This is a genomic window from Paraburkholderia sp. NPDC080076 (assembly GCF_050281145.1).
Lineage (GTDB): Bacteria > Pseudomonadota > Gammaproteobacteria > Burkholderiales > Burkholderiaceae > Paraburkholderia.
On record NZ_JBNNWQ010000005.1, the window covers coordinates 306,293 to 328,473 of the forward strand.

At 60.2% G+C, this 22,181-nt stretch carries 22 protein-coding genes, 1 tRNA gene and 1 pseudogene; 15 read left to right on the forward strand and 9 right to left on the reverse strand.

The window, feature by feature from the left end:
* The first annotated feature begins 27 nt into the window (after window positions 1-27).
* The 4 genes from ACQKRQ_RS22950 to ACQKRQ_RS22965 are packed head-to-tail and all read left to right on the forward strand — an operon-like array spanning window position 28 to window position 1,484.
* On the forward strand, window positions 28-393 hold the full coding sequence (locus ACQKRQ_RS22950; protein ID WP_427479598.1) for a hypothetical protein: 366 nt from the start codon (window positions 28-30) through the stop codon (window positions 391-393).
* Window positions 381-788, forward strand: coding sequence for a phage holin family protein (locus ACQKRQ_RS22955; RefSeq protein ID WP_427479600.1), 408 nt, complete (start codon window positions 381-383; stop codon window positions 786-788). The genes ACQKRQ_RS22950 and ACQKRQ_RS22955 overlap by 13 nt, the downstream gene beginning before the upstream one ends.
* On the forward strand, window positions 785-1,207 hold the full coding sequence (locus ACQKRQ_RS22960) for a hypothetical protein (protein WP_427479602.1): 423 nt from the start codon (window positions 785-787) through the stop codon (window positions 1,205-1,207). Before ACQKRQ_RS22955 ends, ACQKRQ_RS22960 begins: the two co-directional genes overlap by 4 nt.
* The gene (locus ACQKRQ_RS22965; protein WP_427479604.1) at window positions 1,173-1,484 is read left to right on the forward strand and encodes a hypothetical protein; all 312 of its coding nucleotides are present in this window, start codon (window positions 1,173-1,175) and stop codon (window positions 1,482-1,484) included. Before ACQKRQ_RS22960 ends, ACQKRQ_RS22965 begins: the two co-directional genes overlap by 35 nt.
* Window positions 1,485-1,583: 99 nt before the next feature.
* Here ACQKRQ_RS22965 and ACQKRQ_RS22970 read toward each other — a convergent pair whose 3' ends face one another.
* Window positions 1,584-1,949: a hypothetical protein gene (locus ACQKRQ_RS22970; protein ID WP_427479606.1), complete on the reverse strand. Its 366-nt coding sequence runs from the start codon at window positions 1,947-1,949 to the stop codon at window positions 1,584-1,586.
* Between the two features lie 253 nt (window positions 1,950-2,202).
* Here ACQKRQ_RS22970 and ACQKRQ_RS22975 point away from each other — a divergent pair, with 253 nt between their 5' ends.
* The 3 genes and pseudogenes from ACQKRQ_RS22975 to ACQKRQ_RS22985 form a co-directional block, all read left to right on the forward strand.
* Window positions 2,203-2,994, forward strand: coding sequence for a DNA adenine methylase (locus ACQKRQ_RS22975; RefSeq protein WP_427479607.1), 792 nt, complete (start codon window positions 2,203-2,205; stop codon window positions 2,992-2,994).
* A 105-nt stretch (window positions 2,995-3,099) separates the two neighbouring features.
* Window positions 3,100-4,020, forward strand: a complete 921-nt coding sequence (locus ACQKRQ_RS22980; RefSeq protein ID WP_427479609.1) for an SOS response-associated peptidase family protein — start codon at window positions 3,100-3,102, stop codon at window positions 4,018-4,020.
* A gap of 43 nt (window positions 4,021-4,063) precedes the next feature.
* A pseudogene (locus ACQKRQ_RS22985) lies at window positions 4,064-4,286 on the forward strand (hypothetical protein); the annotation flags it as partial.
* On the opposite strand, the gene ACQKRQ_RS22990 reads toward ACQKRQ_RS22985, so the two are convergent.
* The 5 genes from ACQKRQ_RS22990 to ACQKRQ_RS23010 all read right to left on the reverse strand — a co-directional run bounded on the left by ACQKRQ_RS22990 (window position 4,281) and on the right by ACQKRQ_RS23010 (window position 8,798).
* The gene (locus ACQKRQ_RS22990; protein ID WP_427479611.1) at window positions 4,281-5,117 is read right to left on the reverse strand and encodes a DNA adenine methylase; all 837 of its coding nucleotides are present in this window, start codon (window positions 5,115-5,117) and stop codon (window positions 4,281-4,283) included. The pseudogene ACQKRQ_RS22985 and the gene ACQKRQ_RS22990 sit on opposite strands and share 6 nt — an antisense overlap.
* A gap of 62 nt (window positions 5,118-5,179) precedes the next feature.
* On the reverse strand, window positions 5,180-6,544 hold the full coding sequence (locus ACQKRQ_RS22995) for a hypothetical protein (protein ID WP_427479613.1): 1,365 nt from the start codon (window positions 6,542-6,544) through the stop codon (window positions 5,180-5,182).
* 722 nt (window positions 6,545-7,266) lie between these two features.
* A complete protein-coding gene (locus ACQKRQ_RS23000) occupies window positions 7,267-7,848 on the reverse strand; it encodes a hypothetical protein (RefSeq protein WP_427479615.1) in 582 nt (193 codons plus the stop codon).
* 194 nt (window positions 7,849-8,042) lie between these two features.
* Window positions 8,043-8,127 (reverse strand) — tRNA-OTHER (locus ACQKRQ_RS23005).
* A 284-nt stretch (window positions 8,128-8,411) separates the two neighbouring features.
* Window positions 8,412-8,798, reverse strand: coding sequence for a response regulator transcription factor (locus ACQKRQ_RS23010; protein ID WP_427479617.1), 387 nt, complete (start codon window positions 8,796-8,798; stop codon window positions 8,412-8,414).
* Between the two features lie 226 nt (window positions 8,799-9,024).
* On the opposite strand from ACQKRQ_RS23010, the gene ACQKRQ_RS23015 reads away from it, so the two are divergent.
* The 3 genes from ACQKRQ_RS23015 (at window position 9,025) to ACQKRQ_RS23025 (ending at window position 10,607) form a co-directional block, all read left to right on the forward strand.
* Window positions 9,025-9,267, forward strand: coding sequence for a hypothetical protein (locus tag ACQKRQ_RS23015; RefSeq protein ID WP_427479619.1), 243 nt, complete (start codon window positions 9,025-9,027; stop codon window positions 9,265-9,267).
* 657 nt (window positions 9,268-9,924) lie between these two features.
* Complete coding sequence (locus ACQKRQ_RS23020; RefSeq protein ID WP_427479621.1) at window positions 9,925-10,347, forward strand: NUDIX hydrolase; 423 nt, start codon at window positions 9,925-9,927, stop codon at window positions 10,345-10,347.
* Window positions 10,344-10,607 (forward strand): hypothetical protein, encoded by a 264-nt coding sequence (locus ACQKRQ_RS23025; RefSeq protein ID WP_408318606.1) that lies wholly within the window; start codon window positions 10,344-10,346, stop codon window positions 10,605-10,607. The genes ACQKRQ_RS23020 and ACQKRQ_RS23025 overlap by 4 nt, the downstream gene beginning before the upstream one ends.
* A 477-nt stretch (window positions 10,608-11,084) precedes the next feature.
* Here the strand turns inward: ACQKRQ_RS23025 and ACQKRQ_RS23030 are convergent, their stop codons facing one another.
* On the reverse strand, window positions 11,085-11,732 hold the full coding sequence (locus ACQKRQ_RS23030; RefSeq protein WP_427479622.1) for a potassium channel family protein: 648 nt from the start codon (window positions 11,730-11,732) through the stop codon (window positions 11,085-11,087).
* A gap of 637 nt (window positions 11,733-12,369) precedes the next feature.
* Complete coding sequence (locus tag ACQKRQ_RS23035) at window positions 12,370-12,561, reverse strand: rubredoxin (RefSeq protein WP_007175738.1); 192 nt, start codon at window positions 12,559-12,561, stop codon at window positions 12,370-12,372.
* Between the two features lie 325 nt (window positions 12,562-12,886).
* On the opposite strand from ACQKRQ_RS23035, the gene ACQKRQ_RS23040 reads away from it, so the two are divergent.
* The 5 genes from ACQKRQ_RS23040 to ACQKRQ_RS23060 all read left to right on the forward strand — a co-directional run bounded on the left by ACQKRQ_RS23040 (window position 12,887) and on the right by ACQKRQ_RS23060 (window position 20,828).
* Window positions 12,887-13,288: a DUF4399 domain-containing protein gene (locus ACQKRQ_RS23040; RefSeq protein WP_134456770.1), complete on the forward strand. Its 402-nt coding sequence runs from the start codon at window positions 12,887-12,889 to the stop codon at window positions 13,286-13,288.
* Between the two features lie 181 nt (window positions 13,289-13,469).
* Window positions 13,470-15,407, forward strand: coding sequence for an ATP-binding cassette domain-containing protein (locus ACQKRQ_RS23045; RefSeq protein ID WP_427479625.1), 1,938 nt, complete (start codon window positions 13,470-13,472; stop codon window positions 15,405-15,407).
* A 356-nt stretch (window positions 15,408-15,763) separates the two neighbouring features.
* Window positions 15,764-17,749: a DNA topoisomerase IV subunit B gene (locus ACQKRQ_RS23050; RefSeq protein ID WP_427479626.1), complete on the forward strand. Its 1,986-nt coding sequence runs from the start codon at window positions 15,764-15,766 to the stop codon at window positions 17,747-17,749.
* Window positions 17,750-17,813: 64 nt separating this feature from the next.
* The gene (gene parC / locus ACQKRQ_RS23055) at window positions 17,814-20,138 is read left to right on the forward strand and encodes a DNA topoisomerase IV subunit A (protein WP_427479627.1); all 2,325 of its coding nucleotides are present in this window, start codon (window positions 17,814-17,816) and stop codon (window positions 20,136-20,138) included.
* Window positions 20,139-20,369: 231 nt separating this feature from the next.
* The gene (locus tag ACQKRQ_RS23060) at window positions 20,370-20,828 is read left to right on the forward strand and encodes a CopD family protein (RefSeq protein ID WP_012432243.1); all 459 of its coding nucleotides are present in this window, start codon (window positions 20,370-20,372) and stop codon (window positions 20,826-20,828) included.
* A 104-nt stretch (window positions 20,829-20,932) separates the two neighbouring features.
* On the opposite strand, the gene ACQKRQ_RS23065 is transcribed toward ACQKRQ_RS23060, so the two are convergent.
* The gene (locus ACQKRQ_RS23065) at window positions 20,933-22,141 is read right to left on the reverse strand and encodes a chromate transporter (RefSeq protein ID WP_342960565.1); all 1,209 of its coding nucleotides are present in this window, start codon (window positions 22,139-22,141) and stop codon (window positions 20,933-20,935) included.
* Between the last annotated feature and the right edge of the window lie 40 nt (window positions 22,142-22,181).

Sequence of the window (22,181 nt, forward strand, 5' to 3'; positions counted from 1 at the left end):
GCTCTCGCCCGGCTCATCTACGCATACATGGCGATCTACATCGCGGTGTCGGCATTTGCCGCGCCGTGCTCGGCGACGTCGGTGATGCTCTCGCGTGATGGGTTCTGGGGGTATGTCGTCACGACAGGCACCGCAGCGCTCGCCCTTGTCGTGGCCGCCGACGTTGCGATCAATGACTGGTTACCGGACAGATACATATTCCATTGGGCGCAGACCCACCGGCATTGGCTCTATGCGACGACCGCGGCCTGCTACGTGACGCCGATATTTGCGGCGAGCGCGTATTTCATCAACGCGGCGCAGTTGGTTTTTTACGTGGGCATGGCGCTGTTCGGGCTGCTGCTCGGTTATCGGGAAACGCAGGCAAAACGGGGGATAACGTGCGCCGATTGATTCAGTGGGGTTGGGGAGGGTGCGCGCTGCTGTGGGCTGCAGCGGCGTACGCAATGGTGCGGCAGACCGAGACTGCGCTTGCCGATGGACTGGCGGGCATTCCGGCCGCGTCGCTGGTGCTGGCTGTGTTCCTTGCGTTGATCGGCGGCACGGCCAGTACGTTCCAGCGTTTCGCGTCCAGCGATCCGCCGGCGCGTTCGGCGTCGATCGAGATCGGCAGTGTGATCACCGCATCGATCGTCGCAGGGCTGTCCGCGTTCTTTTTTTGCGAGTGGCGGGGGTGGCCAGCGCCGCTGACGGCGCTCGCGATTACGTTGGCGAGCTGGGGCGGCAAACGCGTGCTGGATCAGGCGGTCGATGCCGGCCTTCGTCGCATTCAGGGGGAAAGACAATGACAGAAATCACCACTCGTATCGCGACCGTGGTCGCAGGCCTCGTCGCCGTTGTCCTTGCGATCGCGTGCACCGTGCAGTTCTTCGAGCTGCGCAGTGTCCGATCGGACTATGCGTTGGCACAACAGAAAGCGCAGACGGACGATCAGTCGATCGGCACGCTTAGCTCGCAGCTCGCGACGTCGCAGGCGGATCTCGCTGCGGCGGCCTCGGGCGTCCGGGAGTGCTCGGCCTCGGTGGCTCAGGCCGCGTCTGCGGCGAGTGCGGTCAGGGCCGCTGCGACCGCCGCGAAGGCGAAGGCAGCAACGCAGGCGCAGGCCTACCAGCAGCAGATCGACGCGCTCTCAAAGCGCATTCAGGATCCATCCAACCAGTCGGAGACATGCGATGCGGCATTCGATCGTTTGCGCGGCGCTCTGTAGCGCGCTGCTTGTTATTCCCGGTTGTGGCTCGACGCCGTCGGCACCGATCTCACCGGTTGTCCACGCGGAGACGGTCGAGGCGAAGGTGCAGGTGCCCGTGCCGTGTATCGATTCCGTTCCGTCATTGCCTGTGTTCCTGTCCGACGCAGATTTGCTGGCCGCGCCCAACGGTTCGGCCGTAGATCGCATCTGGCGGGATCACCTGCAACGGGAGAAATGGGAGACGGAATTGACAGGGTTGCTCGCAGCCTGTGTGACCCATCCGATCGACCAGTAGAAAGCGGCCCATCCGCATGGATGGGCCGAAACGTCAGGGGATCAGCCCGAACGGAACCGCGATTTTCAACATCGGGGCGGCCGCCGGCCAGTATGACTTTCACCGAAGATCAAGAGTCTGGTTGCGAGACCGTTCCCCAAAGTCTGCTTCGAGGCGACCGCGCAAGGTTTCCAGCCGTTTTTGCTCCTCTGCTGGCGACAACTTGGGGCGCGGTCGGTCGGTGACTTTCCCGAATCGCTTCGGCTCATTCTCAATGAGTGCCATGAGCCGCAGGATCGCGACAAGGCGGGTATCGGTCTCAGCCGCCCAGCATTGATCAATGACCTTGATCAGGTCGTGGGCCTCGAGCAGGAAAACACGCAGGTGCTGGATTTCGAGGATCAGCCTGCGGATGTTCCAGTCCGTGTGTTGTGCCCACATCTCCCGTAGTTCGGAGAGGGTGGGTGATTGAAATTCGATTGGCATGGAACGTTCCCGATAAAACACTGTGTAAACATACAGTATTTTGGCGGCCGCAACATGCCCCTAATTTTTGCCGCTATCCACCGGCAAAGTTACTTTTCGCCCGCTGCGGGGAAAAGACAGGGCGGCCGAAAGCATGTTCGCGCATGCTCCCGGTCGCCTTTCCACTGCACCAGCCAGTGAATTAGCCAAGGCCCTGACACCTACCGGTAGGCGGGCCGAATTCTAACTGAAAAAAGAAAAGGCAATTCCAACTATGGCAACTCCCATCGTTCCCTGGATCGGCGGCAAGCGTCGACTGGCCGATCATCTCATCCCGCGTTTTCCGAAACACGAGTGTTACGTCGAAGTGTTCGCGGGCGGAGCAGCGCTGTACTTTCTTCGACCGCCGGCAGCGGTCGAAGTCATCAACGATATCAACGGGGACCTGATCAATCTGTATCGGGTCGTGCAGCACCACCTCGAGGAGTTCGTACGCCAGTTCAAATGGGCGCTCACGAGCCGACAGGTGTTCAAGTGGCTGCAGGACACGGTCCCGGAAACCCTCACCGATATTCAGCGTGCGGCACGCTTCTATTACCTGCAGCACAACTGCTTTGGCGCTAAGGTGGAGGGGCAATCCTTCGGGACCGCAACCACATCGCCTCCCGGCCTGAATCTTCTGCGGCTTGAGGAAACTCTGTCAGCGGCGCACCTGCGCCTCTCCAACACGTTCGTCGAGCACCTGGACTGGAAGACGTGTTTGGAGCGATACGATCGACCCCATACGCTGTTTTATCTCGACCCTCCGTACTGGGAAACTGAAGGCTACGGCGTTCCGTTTCCCTATGAAGAGTACGTCGCCATGGCAGCCCGGTTGCGTGCCTTGAAAGGCAAAGCGATCATTAGCCTGAACGATCACCCGGCGATCCGTCAGGCCTTTGATGGCTTCCACATTGAGACGGTGGACATCAAGTACACGGTGGGCGGCGGCGGGAGAGAAGCGGCCCGCAAGGAAGTGATAATTTTCAGTTGGGATGACGCTGCGCAACCGGCCGGTCTCTTCTAGTTTATGAATCATCGGGGCTCTAGGGCGAGGGTCCCGATACATCGTCTAGACAACATTTGCAGCTCGTGTTCAGCATTATCATAGGCTGGTCCACAGGAGGTATCCATGTGCTACTCAGCTCAGATTGAGGCGGACTACAAGAAGTACGTCAAGATGTTCGGCGCTGTCCTGAGCATCCGGGAGTTCGCCGATTTGTACTGGGAACATGGCGGTCGGGATCTGAAAGCCCCGATGGCGATGGAGGCAGCATTTTCGGATCCCCATACCGATGACGAGCGCCGCATCCAAGCGTTGATTGCCGAAAACAACGCGCAGCGTGCTACGAAGCTTGAACAGGAGCTTTTCAAGCAGCGCGCGCGGCTTGCCTACGCAAAGCGAATTCTGGAAACGAAGACAACAAAAGCGGCCACGGAAAGCAGCCGGATCGCGACCGACAAGGTCGACGCCGCAGTGCGCCGGCTGGCTGACCTGAAGCGCACCGCCTTGAAGGATGCTGACTCGCGGATATATCCTGGCTGGTATGCCCCAGTGATGATCGTTCAGGACGGCCGCCGCGTTGTTGTTCCAATGCGTTATCGCTGCCGGCTACCAGGCTGGACCGAGCAGATGGAGAGGGAAAAACCCGGAACATACAACGCCCGCCGAGACAATCTGCGACGGGTATGGGGGAAGCTATTCGGTTACAACCACGGCATCATGGTCGTCAATCATTTCTACGAGAACGTTGGCCGAAACGGGAAAAAGGTCGTTTTGCAGTTCAATCCGACACCGCCGCAACAAATGCTGGTCGCCTGCCTGTGGTCACGCACGCCGATACAAGGCGAACCGGATCTATGGTCATTTGCTGCGATCACCGACGAGCCGCCGCCAGAAGTCGCGGAAGCCGGTCACGATCGCTGTATTGTCCCGATCAAGCCGGAGAACGTCGACGCGTGGCTCAATCCGGATCCAAAGGATCTCGCGGCGCTGTATGCCATTCTTGATGATCGGGAGCGGCCTTACTACGAACATCAAATGGCGGCATGACCTTCACGATGCCGCCCTGACGGGGTATGGCCGATTGTGAAAGCGAGCCATCGTAAGCCTGAATGATCATCCTGACCTTCGACGGGCGTTCGAGGCATTTCACATCGAGACCGTCGACATCAAGTACACCGTAGGCGATGGGCGCAGGGAAACGGCGCGGAAGGAAGTGATTATTTAGCTGGGACGATGCGGCGGATCCGGTCGGGCTTTTCCGAGTACGCAGGCTAGTTTGTTCGGAACGGTCCCCGCTAATTTCGGCGCTATAGAGTTGGTATCTTTATATCCGGCGCGAAGAACAGTACTTCTCTTCCTTCCCTACGGCTCGCCGCGCTGTAGTTCAGGCAGTGCTCGCGCTTTCGCAACCCGCGATATAACTTGCGAATTTCCGGCACGTCATCATATGAAACCATCCAAGGTCCGTCGAGGTGCTCAAGAACGGCGTCACGTAGTGCTGAATGATCGTCTGGCTTATATGCATTCAGATAGAGACCCTGCCCTTTGACGAAGTACGGCGGATCCAGATATACAAACGATTTTTCGTCGAGGTCAGGTCCTAGCTGCGCAAGGAGGTCAACTGCGTCACTGCATGTCACATGAATCTGGGTACGGTGAGAACCGATACGGCGGATTCGATGAGCGAGCTCTGCCTTATTGAAGCGAGCGTTGATCTTCCATTTGCCCGTCTGTTCCTTGCCGCCGATTACCCCGGCATCCAAGATCCCAGAGCGATTGGTACGATTTAGGAAGAACGTCGAGAATCCTAGATCAAAGAGATCCGCTAATGGCTTGTTGGCTTGGACCTCCTTTTGCCGATACCATTCTTCGACATCGACATCTGTTTGTTCGACGCGGGTGGCGAACTCCTCGGCATGATTTACCGCCGAGTGCCAGAACGCATACAGGGCCCGGTCGAGGTCATTCAAATGGATCTCATTTACCGCTTGTCGATACAAGAGTCCGAGCGCGAGACTCGCCCCACCAGCAAAGGGCTCAATGTAATGTCCATCTAAAAGGTCATTTTTGCGAAGCAACCCTTCGACGAAAGCATTGAGGCGCCACTTTGCGCCAGGGTAGCGCAAGGGGGATACTGCGTACATTTTCCCGCTCCAATCATGATGTGCCGCAATGCTACCAGCGCAGCTCGTCGGTGGCCACTATTTCAGTTCGCCCAAAGGCCCAGGAGGAACGGCTGCAAGTTGTCCCACAAGCTGGTGACATCCTTGGGCCTCGGTATGAAGTGCGGGTTGTGAACATACGCGTTCACTGTGGCTGTGGAATGGACATGGTCTTTGTCCGATTTCGCACACACTCTTGCCCCCTTAAGCTCGTTGGCCGTCACCCCCAACTTTTCCAGCTCAGTCACGCAGATGTCAATTCGATTGTGAAGCTCCATGTTTCCTGTCGCCCCGGCCAACTTGCGACGACGTTGAAACTCGAAGCAACTGATCTCAATAAACGAGCGTAGTCCGAGCACCAACAATAGCGGCTGGTCCTCGACATTCAGTTTTTTCAGCGAATCAAAAAGGTACTTTGCTTTGGCGTTGGTTACGTTCAAGGCGACGCCGTTGGGCACCAACCGATTTCGGTTCACCTTCAACGATGTGGTGGGCTTCTTCGGCGGTATAAGCTTTGGCTTTGCAGGTTGTGTAGGACTACCTTGTAATGCGTCGATTGCGTTGGTAGGCTTTTTTCGGTTAGTTTCGCTTGGCTGGCGCTTGAGGTCGTCAGGAATTCGATTTTCCAAATACTCTTTGCGACTGTCCTTATCGTAGACCGCGCCAACTTTTACCTCTTTTCGAGCGACTTGGAGGACTATGTGGGCTAGAGCCGCGATCACCCGACTTGTGTCGCTGGTCGTAATTACCAGTTCATCGTCGACGATATCGTATCCAAGAGCCTCACGGATCGACTTGTCGTCCAAAATGCGGCGAATTGTGGTTCCTGCCACCTTCCCGGAGATCGCTTCACGGTCGTCGTCTGTGAGCGTATCGAGCTTGCGTACCGCGTCGATCAGTTGCTGTTCAAGTGTCAGTGGGCCGCCGCCGGTATCGGCTTGGAATCTAGATTTAGCTTCGCTGCTCCAGCCTTCTACTCCCGCACCATTGAGGCCGCGATCATGGAGGCGCTGGATCCATATGTTTGCCTCAGTCCGGGTCGGCAGTTCGACGCAGGTTGCATGTGTCGGAATCTTGTCGAGATGAGACCGATGCAGGTCTAGAAATTTTTTATGGACGGCGGTGTCGACGGCGAGTTCGGGCGCGCGGACCAACTTGATTGCTGCCAAACGGCGATTGCCTTCGAGTGCGATGTATACGTGGCTGCCTTTCTTCTGTTTGGTTACGATAAACGGCACTGCCGGGCTTAGTCCATTTTTGACGACATCCCTCGCCATGTTGACCAGCTTATCACCTTGGTCGGCGATGATAGCAAGGATCGCGTCCTGCTGGCTCGTCTGTGAACCGATGCGGGGATTCGCGTTGTCCAGAATCAGTTGTCCAATTTCAACATCAATATATTGCGCCATCAATTGCCCCGGTCGTATCCTCTTGGTCACAGGCCGCGTACTTTCGGCAGATTCCGCCGCCGTTCGGGAGTGGCCACTTTATTTCGCGCTATATGATCGCGCGCCGATCGCTTACCGGCAAGCAAATTCGTATAAGGGCTACCGTGCAGAGAGACCGCGTCAGTGATGAGTTGGCTGGGCTCGCATTTAATTTTTTCTTCTGGTTCTCGCGATTCGAATTCGCACTTAAAGAGAATGGATACTTGAAGAGGGATGCGGTTGGTTCGGCTGCGGAGGCAGGCTGGACGGACTTTGTCAGCAGATGGGAGGGTAGGTACGAGGTTTCGCGAGCGGGTACTCAACTACTTGAAGCGCAGCCGCGCAGGCAAGTTGTCGGCCACAACCGGCTACTGGGCTGGGAGTACGTCCGATTGGACGATTGCAGATCTGATTTGGCGCGTGTCGTGAGACTTCTAAAAACTGTTCGAAACAATCTGTTCCACGGTGGCAAGAGCGACGCGCCTGGATGGGACGATCCGGACCGGACAAAATTGCTGCTAGCGACTGGACTCGAAATCCTCGACGAGTTCGCGCGATTAGCCGGGCTTGACGCGGACTACACTCAACGCTACTAAGGATTGGTTGTGTAGTCTACGTCGTGCAGCCAAGCTTCTTGAGTGCATAGGCATTAACGCGAGCAAGATCCAGACGAGTCTCGGAAACGGTCAGGCTCCGCCGATTCGTTAAACGTCGGGCAGCAAGGCCCTGTAGGGAGCGGCGAGCATAGGGCAGTGGGTCCGTAGATACGTCTCGGCCGCCGCTAGCTTCTGTGCAGGGCTTTGCGCGGTCTTTCGGGCGCGCGCCAATCCTTCTTCGAGGCCCAGTGCGCTTAGCCAAATTTGCAGATCGTCTATTGTCGTAGGCGCGAGTACAGACTCATCCAGTCTCTTGATTAGGCGAATAGACATGGCGATCAGGGACGAGATTTCCTTCAACGTCGGTTTGTCATTCTTGAAGTCTGCCAGAAGGCGATCAACTTCCAGATTCTTAAATTCGTCGTGGATGTATCCAGATGCTGCTCTGAGTACGTCTTGCTGACGGCTACTGAGCGATGCATTGGAACCTGAATGCACGCTCCGGTTTCGCCAATGTATGAGGAGCGCAGTTCCTAATAGCTCGCAGCTCTCAGGGTGGCCGAGTCTTTGATTTAAGGTGATGAGCCTTTCCGCCTTCGACTTATCCCCCCAGTCGGATGGCCGAGAAAACGAAGGGTATTTCGCCACCGACTCCACATAGTTGGAGATGCCGCTAGCGACGAAACCCATCGTCGCCCGAAGCAGGAATTGGCGTGCCTGTCGGCTCGACGTCCTAAGATCGTTTGGATGCCAACTGATATCCAAAGAATCGGGTTTGGTGGCGTGCCCCGACTCTACGCCGCTTAGACCTACGATTATCGTGTTCAGATGGTGGACTGTGCGTCCAGTGGAATCGAGGAATTGCTTAAGCGCAGGTGTCGCCATAGTGCGGCTAGGAATCGAACCTAGTCTCCAGCTTTAAGTTAAACAACTTTAATAGGCTGGCGTTTCCCCCCTAACCCCCGCGCCGAAAGTCTACCAAATAGGTTGCGCTAGGGCTAGGGGCTTGGTCCAGCTGGCTATTCGCCTCGTTTCGCCATGTTAGCAGGCATAGCTTTGGCATGCGTCGTCTCGACGCCGCCCGTGAAGGCTCGGCAAGTTACTTTAAACGCCCCAGTTCGACCCTGAGGATCCATTGCATCGGCAAAACAGGAGTGTCCGCTCACGGACCCTTTTCGGACGGCCGCCATCTGGGCATGTATGGTTGGATTAAGCCTTGTATCGGACATTCAGCCGCAGCTGGGCGACGCGCTTTATGGCAGTACGGGTAGCTCTAGCGCTTTTTCCACAGCCCTAATCAATGCAGCGCCGTCCAACGGCTTTTTCAGGTAGCCTGCCGCACCTCTCGCGAAAGCCTTCTTGCGGACGGCCGGATCGTCGTGCCCGGTCATGAAGATGATGGGCACGCCAGTCGGAGCCAGGCGGCGCTGCAACTCCAGCCCGTCGATCCCTGGCATCTGGAAGTCCACGATCACGCAGGCGAGGTGGCACGAAGGTCCCGACGACGGCGTGCTCAGAAATGCCTCGCCACTGGGAAAAGTCTCCGCCTCTACCCCGAAAGAGTGCAGCAAACGCTTGAGGGCGCGGCGAACTGATTCGTCATCGTCGACCACCGCTACGATTCGATTGAAGTTGACCATTTAACGTCGCGATAGCCGTTTGTAGCTGAAGCATGACTGGGGATCAGTCGATGCACTCTAGGGCTTTGATGCACCGCCAGCACGCCCGGTAGCGCAACTCAATCGACTATATTCCAAAGGTCTGACAGACGCCTTACGCGCCACGGGTAAACTGTTGTGCGATTTAAACCCGTCTGCGAATGACGCATCGTCCGATAAGATTGTTTATACGTTTTGCGAGGACGCAATGACATCAGACTTCGAGGCAACAGTCGTCCCAGGCGGAGAATCGGCCGGGCAATTCGACGCCGCGTGCGACTACGTGCGTAACATGACGCAAGCGCGCTGCGCAGCCGTGATCGTTATCGACGGCGAGTTGGGATCGGGCTATTCCGTGATGGGCCCGCTTGAAGCGCAGGTACTCTTGCCAGACATATTGCAGAAGATGGCAGATACCTTACGCGGCCAGCTCGCGAAAAATTTGCAGTAACTAGCGGGTCTCCCCGCCTCGCGAGCAGTTCAGGCGGCCAATCGCTATGGGCCGGCAGTGCTAACGTAGTGGCCTTTCGGGTTAGGGCAGCGACGGTCGCCTCATGGCCGGTCTGAGTCTGACGCGGTCGGCTCAGATCGACCCGTGAGGGACTTTCAGCGAAGTCCTCCAACGTCTCAACTTCAGCGCACACCTGCCAGCGGCAAGTCCGGGCGCTCCAGCATACCGCGTAGAGCGACTTAATCGAAACATCCATAGTGCTGACCGGCGATCTACCGACGTTTGCGACAGAGTTCGCGCCCTGCGTAGATGGCTAAAAACAGGCCAACGAGCGTGGCCGCTACGGCCAACGATTCATCTTGCCATCCGGGGGGAACCGACAACGTCGCATAAAACCACAGGCCCATTCCGATTGCTGTCATGAACAGGCCAAAGATAAGCCCCCAAACCGGTCCGGCTGTATCAGAGCTTCCTAATCTGTGAGACATTTTCATCGCTATACTCCCCGTTCCGCGCCGACGTCTCCTGATTGCCGCATCCTGCGGGTTCCGCATTCGCACGGTCTGAAGGTAGCGTACGCGTCCAAAATGACGCCTTCAACAACCTAAATTATCATCGAGGTCATTTAGAGTCTTGCGATCAAACGGACAGACATCAATGAAAGAGAGGGCAACCGTTTTGTGTGTCCGAGACAACCGTATTCTGCTGGTTGCCAGGGAAAGGTCGAGATGGGCGCTACCGGGCGGAAGAATCCGTCGGGACGAAGCGTCCCATGAAGCCGCGTTGCGGGAGCTGGAAGAAGAGACCACGCTCGTCGCAGATGAGCTAATGTATCTTTTTCAGTTTAACGGCTTCAACACGCAGCACCATGTCTTCTTCGCTGAGGTGGGGCCTCACCTGACCGCACAGCCCAGCAACGAAATTGCGAGGTGCAGGTGGTTCGCCCCGGTCAAAATCGCGACGCTTTCTTCCAGTGTGCCTACTCGTGGCATCGTGGAGCTTTTCTTCCGACACATCGGCATTCCGGATTCGGATGACGTACTGCGGACGTCGCAGCAGGTGGACCGGGTGACCCCATGAGCCGCACGTATCACTATCACGGATTCGATATTGAAGTGGCCGTTGAGACTGACTTCAGCTGGAAGGCCGGACCCAAGGGGACAACCAGCGTCGGATTTGTGGCGGTCGTTAGGATCAGCAAGGCCGGTGCATCTGTCGCTGTCTTCTCCCCGCTGCGTTTTGGCGAATCCCAAGGCAAGCCATTTCTCAGTGAGGCCGATGCGCTGATGGGCGGCTATAGTGCGGGACGACGTATTGTCGATGACTTGTTCAATTCGTAACCCCGTGCCCTGATGCCCGTGCCGCGCAGGAAACCTGGCAGTCATCCATCCAATTCTCCGAGGCTCTGGATGGCCGCCATGGCGCCATGACCGGCCATTGGGTAGCGCCGGACGAATGTCTCCTCATGGCCGGTTGTTGCCGGATGCGCGGGCGAGCTGGCTGCGGAATACTCAGCCGATCGCTAAAAGGGGAAATTTTGTTTGCTACAGATCTGCTACAGCAGGGGTAGTCATCCATATCTGACGGGCCTTGCGCCTGTCATTCCATCCCCTGAACTATCGCCGCCGGGGAAAGCTCGGTAAAGTCACTTTGAACGGCCAAGTTCGACCCACGCGGCCCGTCAGGCTGCAGGCGCGACCGGCCACCATTGATCACCATGCGACATCCGAAGTGCTAGTGATCATACGCAGCGATTCGGTCCTATGAGAACCATTGCATAATCGGCGAAACCGGATCTTCAGATCGGCACAGTGGTATCAGGATTTGTTTGAATCGGACCCGCTCCCTGCGACTTGCAAGGACACCAGTCGTGCGAGCACGATAGCGGGATAGAGTTGACCGATCAATGCTTCGAGATTCGAAAGCGACCTCGCCACGCGCGCGACGGGCGTGATATCGCCATACCCTACGGTTGTCAACGTGACGAAACTAAAGTACACCAACGTCGAGCGAGCTACGGAACCGTCATGCGCCGAAGTGCCAACAAAAGAACCCGGAACTACGGTGCTGATGAGCTGATACGCGTCAGCCCAAACGAGCCCGACCAACATGTAAAGGGCGACTGCCCCCCCGATCCGGTCGCGTGTCACCGTACCGGCGCCGAACACCTGCGTCCCCATGAGCGCGCCAAGCAGCGTAAGTGAAAGGATTCCAACTGCGTCACGGATCGGCAGCCCGGAACCATTTGGCGATAGCCATCCTATCCAGCGCACGACGATTGCGACGAGCATGACCAGCGCAATCCACGCGAGTCCTTTCGAGCGGCCTGGGGCCACCGCCACTCCGCTCACGAGAATCGACGACAGAAGCACGTCTTGTGCGATTTTGTCGATCACACTGTTCGACGTAACAACGACCGGCAGAACGAACACCGTGATGATGAGCAGCACCAGAAGAATGAACATGCCGCCGTTGCGCAGCCGTGCGGCGCGCTCTCGCCAACGTTGTATGTATGTCATGACCCATCCCGCCTAACGTGCGTCCGCGACTGTCGCAAGACCCGGGTGCTATGGGCAACTGCTCGCTTCGGCCGAGTCGCCGGTCACGCCTATCGCGTCAAAAGGGCAGTTTATCCCTCGGTAGCGGCCGTTCGCCTCTCGTTTGCGATTGTCTCAAAATGACCGAGTGTCGTCGGATGAACGCGCGCGGACCGGGACTGCGTAACAGTCGGCTGATGCACCAAGGGGGACGTTTCGAGTGCTACAGATCTGCTACAGCAAGGGTAGCAATCCATATCTGACAGGCCTTGCACCTGTCATTCCACCCCCTGAACTACAGGGAGAGGACCAAACCAAAATGATCGCCGCAATCCCGCTATCGAACAAGGTCCGCGAGGATCAGGCGAGTCCAAATTCGCCAGCGAGCGCAGAGTATATCAAACACGCCCAAACGCGAGGAGGGCCGTGCAGGAGCGCCGAAGCCCGTCCCACCAAGCAAACGGCCCAGCAGTCAAAGCCTGCTGGGCCGTGTGAACTGCCCGGGCGACCGCTCCAGCGCGCGCAACGACCTAACGCAGCGCCCCGGCAGCCCGATAAACCCGCCTCAGAACTCCACCACCGCGAACTCAGCCTTGCCCACATCGCACAGCGGGCAGCGCCAGTCTTCGGGAATCGCGGCGAAGCGCGTGCCCGGCGCGATGCCTTCCTCGGGCAGGCCTTCTTCCTCGTTGTAGATCCAGCCGCAAATCAGGCAGACCCAGCTCTTATATTCAGTCACTTCAATTACTTCGCTCACGACGCACTCTTCTCTAGTTCAATGCAAAATCCGCCCAGTCTGCCCCTTTTTTGGGCACGGCGGCGACCCGCAATATTACCGGAATTTGTCAATCCGGCTGAAAACGGCCGATGTGGCAGCGCCGTAAAGCGTCCGGCACAACGCCGAACCCACTCGACGGACCGCGTCACACACAGCGTGTATGCTCTGATCCGCAGCTGATCTTTTGGACCGGCGCGCCGGGGCGCCTGGCATGAACTGCGACGATCGGCCTCAGGCCACTGAGGCGCCATCGCCGCCGACATGGCCCGCGCATGACTTTCGTTTCCCAAAAAGGAGAAAAACGATGTTCAAGAACAAATGGTTGGTCGGTGCGGCATTGGCCGGATTGCTCGCCGTATCCGGCGCGGCGCAGGCCGCGAGCGTGTCGTTCGTGCAGCCGGCGGACGGCGCGACCGTCAGCAATCCCGTCCACGTGGTGTTCGGCGTCGACGGCATGAAGATCGCGCCGGCCGGCACGATGACGGAAGGCACGGGCCACCATCATCTGCTGGTGGACGGCAAGCCGCTGCCCAAGGGCGAGGTCATCCCCGCGAACGACAAGTCGCTGCACTTCGGCAAGGGCCAGACCGAAACCGATCTGACGCTGCCGCCGGGCGACCACACGCTGACGCTGCAATTCGGCGACGGCGCGCATCGTTCGTACGGTCCGGAAATGAGCAAGACCATCACGGTGCACGTGAAGTAACCCGCCGCACGAGACAGCCGGGTGGGCGCAACTGCCCGTCCGGCGTCCGCGCCATGCGCAGCCGGGCTATCCGCGTCCGGCAAGCCGGCCGTTCGATCTATCTCTTCCGGCATACAGGCACCCGCCCGTGCGCCCGGTACAATGGGCAGTTCCGACTCATCGCTGTCTTCTCCAATTCTCCATGTCGCTTTACACCATTACCGGAGCCCAACTGGCGTTCGGTCACGTCGCGTTGCTCGATCACGCGGATTTCTCTCTCGAAGCGGGCGAACGCGTCGGGCTGATCGGCCGCAACGGTGCGGGCAAGTCGTCGCTGCTGAAGATCGTCGCCGACCTGACCAAGCCTGACGACGGCCTCGTCACGCGCCAGCAGAGTCTGAGCACGATTTACGTACCGCAGGAGCCGGAGTTCGACACGGACGACACGGTGTTCGAAGCGGTCGCCGCCGGCCTCACGCACGCCCGCGCGCTGCTGGACGAATACGACGCGGTCGCCAATCAGCTCGCCGACGAGCCGGAAGGCCCGGAGCACGACGCGCTGATGTCGCGCATGAACACGCTGCAATCGGCGCTTGACCATTCGGACGCCTGGAACTGGAGCACGCGCGTCGCGACCACGCTGCAGCAGATCGGCCTGAACGGCGAGGCGCGGGTGGGCTCACTGTCGGGCGGCATGCAAAAGCGCGTGGCGCTGGCGCGCGCGCTGGTCGTGCAGCCGGACGTGCTGCTGCTCGACGAGCCGACCAACCACCTCGACTTCGACGGCATCCGCTGGCTCGAAGACCTGCTGGTCTCGCTGCGCGCGGGCCTGCTCTTCATTACCCACGACCGCGCGTTCCTCGATCGAGTCGCCACGCGCATCGTCGAACTGGATCGCGGGCGTCTGTTGTCGTATCCGGGTAATTTCTCGGCTTATCAAACGCGCAAGGCGCAGCAGCTCGAAGTCGAGCAAGTGGAAGCGGCCAAGTTCGACAAGCTGCTCGCGCAGGAAGAAGTGTGGATTCGCAAGGGCGTCGAGGCTCGCCGCACGCGCAGCGTCGGCCGGATTGCGCGGCTCGTGGAAATGCGCAACCAGCGCGCGGAACGCCGCAACGTGCAGGGCAACGTCAAGCTCGACGTCGGCCAGGGCGAGAAGTCCGGCAAGATCGTCGCCGAATTGACCGACGTCACCAAGCGCTACGGTTCGCGCACGGTGGTCGACAGCTTCACGGCCACGGTCATGCGCGGCGACAAGATCGGCTTTGTCGGTCCGAACGGCGCGGGCAAGACCACGCTGCTCAAGATGATCCTCGGCGAATTGGCGCCCGACGAAGGCACGGTGCGCATTGGCACAAATCTGCAGGTCGCGTATTTCGACCAGATGCGCGCGCAGCTCGATCTGGACAAGAGCCTCGCCGATACCATCAGTCCGGGCAGCGAGTGGGTGGAAGTCAACGGCCAGAAGAAGCACGTCATGAGCTATCTCGGCGACTTCCTGTTCGCGCCGGAACGCGCGCGTTCGCCGGTCAAGTCGCTGTCTGGCGGCGAGCGTAACCGCCTGCTGCTCGCGCGTCTGTTCGCGCGTCCGGCCAACGTGCTGGTGCTCGACGAACCGACCAACGACCTCGACATTCCAACACTCGAACTGCTCGAAGAACTGCTCACGGAATATGACGGCACGGTGCTGCTGGTCAGCCACGATCGCGCGTTCCTCGATAACGTCGCGACCTCGGTGATCGCGTCCGAAGGCGGCGGCAAGTGGCGCGAGTATGTCGGCGGCTTTACCGATTGGCAGATCCAGCGCGACCGTTCGCAGCAAATGGCGCTGGACGCGCAGAAAGAAGCCGGCAAGGACGCGGGCAAAGATGCGGCCGCGGCCAAAGACAGTTCCGCGGGCCGCAATACGCAACGCGCCGCGAAGCTGTCGTTCAAGGAGCAGCGCGAACTGGAGGCGCTGCCGGAGAAAATCGCCGCGCTGGAAGCCGAGCAGAAAGCGATCGGCGCAAAACTCGAAGACGGCTCCGTATTCGCCAAAGACGCGCAGGAAGGCACGCGTTTGACGGAGCGCTATGCCGCGATCGACGAAGAACTGCTGGTCGCGCTCGAGCGTTGGGACGAGCTGGAAAACCGGCGCAAATGAGGCGCGGGGGCGGCGCGGGATGGGGCCGCGCCACCGCCGTCCCTTATCCAGACGGTCAATCCCGTGCATCGTGAATTGCCGCGCGTATCGAAATCAGTAAAATACCCCGCGAACAGGCTTCCCCGGCGTTCGCACCAGCGTCGACGTTGCCCGCCTTGTTGCACATGCAGGGCGGGCTTCGAGCCGCCGTCGAGCGCGCCAACGGGAAGCCATGCGACAAAACAGCTTGCCCGCACTGCGGGCACCCCACCTAACCCCGTTGTTTCGTTTCGCTTTTTTTGAAAACTCAACGCATTGTCCACAGACCTGTGAACAGGACCTGTGGACAACGATGAACCGACGCACCCGAGTCAACCATGTCTACGAAAAAGCCAAACGCCGCGTATAGCGAAGCGTCGATCAAGGTGTTGAAGGGCCTGGAGCCGGTCAAGCAACGGCCCGGGATGTACACCCGCACCGAGAATCCGCTGCACATCATTCAGGAAGTCATCGACAACGCGTCGGACGAGGCCCTCGGCGGCCACGGCCGGCAAATCACGGTCACGCTGCACGCGGACCATTCGGTCTCGGTCGAGGACGACGGCCGCGGCATTCCGTTCGGTCTGCATCCGGAAGAAGGCGTGCCGGTCGTCGAGATCGTTTTCACGCGTCTGCACGCGGGCGGCAAGTTCGACAAAGCCGCCGGCGGCGCGTACACGTTCTCGGGCGGCTTGCACGGCGTCGGCGTGTCCGTCACCAACGCGCTGTCCACACGCCTCGACGTCACCGTGTGGCGCGACGGCAAGGTCGCCGAACTGAGTTTTGCCAATGGCGACGTCGCCAAGGAACTCGAAGTGCGGGCCGCCGCGAAAGGCGACAAGAAATCCGGCACGCGTGTCACCGCGTGGGCCAATCCCAAGTACTTCGATTCGCCGAACCTGCCGCTCGGCGAACTGCAACGTCTGCTGCGTTCGAAGGCCGTGCTGCTGCCCGGCGTCGAAGTCACGCTGATCAACGAGAAAACCGGCGAGCAGCAAACCTGGAAATACGAAGACGGTCTGCGCGGCTATCTGCTCGAAGGCATGAACGGCAGCGATCTGCTGATTCCGCTGTTCGAGGGCGAGCGCTATGCCGAAAACTCGCGCGCGAGCGAAGAGACGTTCGCCGAAGGCGAGGGCGCCGCATGGGTGGTCGCGTGGAGTGAGGAAGGTACGCTCATGCGCGAGTCGTATGTCAACCTGATTCCGACGCCCGCGGGCGGCACCCACGAATCCGGTTTGCGCGACGGTCTGTATCAGGCGGTGAAGAGCTTCGTCGAGTTGCACAACCTGCAGCCGAAGGGCGTCAAGCTTCTCGCTGAAGACGTGTTCGCGCGCGTATCGTTCGTGCTGTCCGCGAAGGTGCTCGATCCGCAATTTCAAGGGCAGATCAAAGAACGCCTGAATAGCCGCGACGCGGTCAAGCTGGTGTCGTCGTTCGCGCGGCCGGCGTTGGAGTTGTGGCTGAATCAGCACGTCGAGCACGGCAAGAAGCTCGCCGACCTCGTCATCAAGCAGGCGCAGGCGCGCACGCGCGCCGGGCAGAAGGTCGAGAAGCGCAAGAGTTCGGGCGTCGCGGTGCTGCCGGGCAAGCTGACCGATTGCGAATCGACGGAAATCGGCCGCAACGAACTGTTCCTCGTCGAGGGCGACTCGGCGGGCGGCTCCGCGAAGATGGGCCGCGACAAGGAATATCAGGCGATCCTGCCGCTGCGCGGCAAGGTGCTGAACACGTGGGAAACCGAGCGCGACCGCCTGTTCGCCAACAACGAGGTGCATGACATCTCGGTGGCGATCGGCGTCGATCCGCACAGCCCTGACGACAAAGTCGACCTGTCGAATCTGCGCTACGGCAAGATCTGCATTCTGTCGGACGCGGACGTCGACGGCTCGCACATTCAGGTGCTGTTGCTCACGCTGTTCTTCAAGCATTTCCCGCAGCTGATCGAACGCGGACATGTGTGCGTCGCGCGTCCGCCGCTGTTCCGGGTCGACGCGCCCGCGCGCGGCAAGAAGCCGGCGCAGAAGTTGTACGCGCTCGACGAAGGCGAACTCGAAGCGATTCTCGACAAGCTGCGCAAGGACGGCGTGCGCGACACGCAATGGTCCATCAGCCGCTTCAAGGGTCTCGGCGAAATGAGCGCGGAACAGTTGTGGGACACCACGATGAACCCCGACACGCGGCGCCTCTCCCCGGTGGCGCTCGGCGAACTCGACTACGACGCCACGGTCGCGCGCATGACGATGCTGATGGGCAAGGGCGAAGCGGCGTCGCGCCGCAGCTGGCTGGAAGAAAAGGGCAACGAAGTAGAAGCGGATATCTGAGCGCTTTTTAAAGCGCACTCACTCCGCACGAAAACTTCACGCCAAACACGGATACGGAATCTAGATGGACGACGATAACACTCTCGACCTTTTCACCGAGCCGCCGCCCCCGGAGGGCGACTTTCTCACGCTCGGCAACTACGCGGAACGCGCGTACCTCGACTATGCGGTGAGCGTGGTCAAGGGCCGCGCGCTGCCGGATGTGTGCGACGGCCAGAAGCCGGTGCAGCGCCGCATCCTGTTCGCGATGAACGACATGGGTCTGTCCGACAACGCGAAGCCGGTCAAGTCGGCGCGTGTGGTCGGCGACGTGCTCGGTAAGTATCACCCGCACGGCGACCAGTCCGCGTACGACGCACTGGTGCGTCTCGCGCAAGACTTTTCGATGCGCTATCCGCTGATCGACGGCCAGGGCAATTTCGGTTCGCGCGACGGCGACGGCGCGGCGGCAATGCGGTACACGGAAGCGCGCCTCACGCCGATCGCGAAGCTGCTGCTTGATGAAATCAACCAGGGCACGGTCGATTTCATGAAGAACTACGACGGCGAGTTCGACGAGCCGAGGTTGTTGCCGGCGCGCTTGCCGTTCGTGCTGCTGAACGGCGCGTCCGGCATCGCGGTGGGTCTGGCCACGGAAATCCCGTCGCACAATCTGCGCGAAGTCGCGGGCGCCACCGTTGCCATGATCCGCAATCCGAAGATCACGCACGCGGAATTGATTCAGCACATTCCGGGTCCGGACTTTCCGGGCGGCGGCCAGATCATTTCGAGCGAAGCGGAAATCTCCGTGGCGTACGAATCCGGCCGCGGCAGCCTCAAGGTGCGCGCGCGCTGGAAGATCGAAGAGCTCGCGCGCGGCCAGTGGCAACTGGTGATCACCGAACTGCCGCCGAATACGGCCGCGCAGAAAGTGCTCGAGGAGATCGAAGAGCAGACCAATCCGAAGATCAAGCTCGGCAAGAAGGCGCTCACGCCCGAACAGTTGCAGACCAAGCAGACCATGCTGGCGCTGCTCGACGCGGTGCGCGACGAGTCCGGCAAGGACGCGCCGGTGCGTCTCGTGTTCGAGCCGAAGTCGAGCCGCATCGATCAGACCGATTTCGTCAATACGCTGCTCGCGCATACGAGCCTGGAATCCAACGCCTCGCTGAATCTGGTGATGGTCGGTGGCGACGGCCGGCCGCGTCAGAAGGGCTTGAGCGAAATCCTGCACGAGTGGATCGCGTTCCGCTTCGCCACGGTCACGCGCCGCACGCGTCATCGTTTGTCGAAGGTCGACGACCGGATTCACATCCTCGAAGGCCGGATGATCGTCTTTTTGAATATCGACGAGGTCATCCGCATCATCCGCGAATCTGACGAGCCGAAGGTCGCGTTGATGGCCGCGTTCGGCCTGTCCGATCGTCAGGCCGAGGACATTCTTGAAATCCGGCTGCGTCAGTTGGCGCGGCTCGAGAAGATCAAGATCGAGAAGGAACTCGCCGAACTGAAAGACGAGAAGGCCAAGCTGGAAGAACTGCTCGGCAGCGAATCGGCAATGAAGCGCCTGCTCATCAAGGAAATCGAAGGCGACGCCAAGCAGTACGGCGACGAGCGCCGCACGCTGATCCAGCAGGAAAAGCGCGCGACGTTCGAAGCGCGCGTGGTCGATGAACCGGTGACGGTCGTGGTGTCGCAGAAGGGCTGGGTGCGTGCGCTGAAGGGCCACGGCCTGGACGCGGCGGGCTTCACGTTCAAGGCTGGCGACGGCCTCTACGCGGCCTTCCAGTGCCGCACGCCGGACACGCTGGTCGCGTGGGGCAGCAACGGCCGCGTCTATTCGGTCGCGGTGGCGATGCTGCCCGGCGGCCGCGGTGACGGTGTGCCGGTCACGTCGCTGATCGAGCTGGAATCTGGCAGCCATCTGATGCATTACTACGCGGCGTCCGCGGATCAGGCGTTGCTGCTTGCTTCGAGCAACGGCTTCGGCTTCGTCGCCAAGGTCGGCGACATGGTGAGCCGCGTGAAGGCCGGCAAGTCGTTCATGACGATCGACGCCGGCGCCGCGCCGCTCGCGCCGATGCCGATGTTGCCGGACGCGACGCACATTGCGTGTCTCTCCTCGGGCGGGCGTTTGCTGGTGTTCGGCCTCGACGAGATGAAGACGCTCTCGGGCGGCGGCCGCGGCGTCACGCTGATGGGTCTCGACGACAAGGAAACGCTCGTGCAGGCGCTGGCCATCAATAACGCGGGTGTCGTGTTGATCGGCACGCGCCGTGGCGGCCGCGTCGACGAAGAAAAGGTGAGCGGCGCCGCGCTCGCGCCGCATATCGGCAAGCGGGCGCGCAAGGGCCGCGCACCTGAGAGCAAGATGAAGCTCGAAGGCATGCGTCCCGTGCTGGCCGTTTAACAAAGCTTGATGCTGAAACACGGCAAGCGTCTGCTAGCATGCGGGCGCTTGTCGTGCGTAGTACAAAACCGGGGAGCAGCATCGCCATTGCGGTAGGCATGCTGCGATAACAACTACAAAAACGGCGTGAAAGCCACGAATGCCATGGAACTGCGTGCATAGCGCGCGGTCGAATGCGCTCAATAGCCGCTCGTTATACGCGGTGTGGCGTCGTCGGGAGAGGAAAACAACATGAACAAGGCTATCGAACTCGCGCTCTTTCTCCATCTACTCGCGGTTGCCGTGTGGGTAGGTGGGATGGTGTTCGCGCATTTCTGTCTGCGCCCGGCAATTGCCGATCTCTCGCCTCAATTACGCTTGCCGTTGTGGGAATCGGTGTTCGGCCGCTTCTTCAATTGGGTCGCCGCCTCCGTGCTGGTGATACTCCTCACCGGCGGCTTCCTGCTGATGCAATTCGGCGGTGGGCATGCCACCTGGCCGCTGCATGCCATGGCCGGCCTCGGCATCGTGATGATGCTGATCTTCGGGCACATCCGTTTCGCCGTGTTCCCGCGCATCCGCCGCGCAGTGCAGGCGCAAAAATGGCCGGATGGCGCGCGGGCCGTCGGCACGATCCGTCGTCTGGTGCTGATCAATATCGTGCTCGGCGTGGTGACGATCGGCGTCGCGGTGCTGTCGCGCGGCTTCTAAGATTTTGCAATTGCCCGTTTGAAGTCCGATCGCCGCGTGGTGACACCGCCGCGCGGCGCACTCTTGAAGCCTCGCCACCATCGAGCGAAGCGCCGCTGCGCCGTCTAGATCAGCGCGCCATATGCGAGCCACAGCCCGCACACCACCGCCACCGTCCCGTACACCACGTACACCGGCACCTTCAGCTTGGCGAAGCACATCGCGGAGAACAGCGCGGTCAGCAGATAAACCGGCTTGAACGGCACATGCGCGGCAATGCGCAGCACGGCCACCGCGAGAAACGCGGTGGTGACGGCGCGCAGGATCCGCATGCCGTGCTCGAAGCGCGGATTGGCCTTCAACTGATGCAGATGCCGCTGTGCCAGCACGACGAGACACCCCGACGGCACGAATAACGCGAGCGTGGCAATCAGCGCGCCCACCCAGCCATCCACCAGATAGCCGAAGAACGGCACCACGTTCAACAGCGGCCCCGGCGACAGCGGCGACAGCGAGAACGCCAGCGTGAAGTCGTTGTCGGAGACGCCGATCGCCGGCGTGACGAACAGCGTCTTGAGCACCGGCAACGCCGAGAAGCCGCCGCCGAACAACGTCATGCCGGCACCAGCAAGCCGCGGCCACAACAGCGCCAGTTCGTAGCGATGCGGCAACGGCATCGCGAACAACACGAGAAACACGCTCAGGGCGGTCAGCATCTGCCAGTCGCCACGCGCGAACGACACGACGACGCGCGAGTTCCGAACCGGGCTCACCAGCCAGCCGGTGCCGAAGGCCGCCCCGAGCATGACGACATAAGCGGCCGGACTGCGCGCATAGAAGAGCGCGATGCAACCCAGCACCGCCGCGCCCCATTCGAGTTTGCCGCGCACCAGCGCGCGCGTCTGTTTGTACCAGGTGATCGCGATCAGCGTGGCCAGCACGACACTGAAGTGATTGAGCAAGGTTTGCGAGGCGGCGGCGCGCACGAACGGCGTGCGATAGAAGATCGCGAACAATGTCATCAGCATGAAGAAGGGCAGCACGCTGGCAATGCCCGCGACCCAGGCGCCGGCGCGTCCGCGCAGCGCATGTCCGAGTTGCACGGCGACATTGCAGCCTACCGGGCCGGGCACCATCCAGGCGAGTGCGATCAGATCGGAGAAAGCGACGCGCGAGAGGCGTCCTTCGCGTTCGACATAATGGTTTTCAAGTTGCGCCATGAGCGCGAGGCCGCCCCATGACAGCGCGGACAGGCCGAATACGACCCGAAACAGCGTCCATAGCGGTTCCCGTTCACCTCGTCGGGCAGCATCCTGGCTCGTGATCATCTGCATGGCGCCACGAGCGCCCGGCACGCGGGCGGTCGTCCTTTGA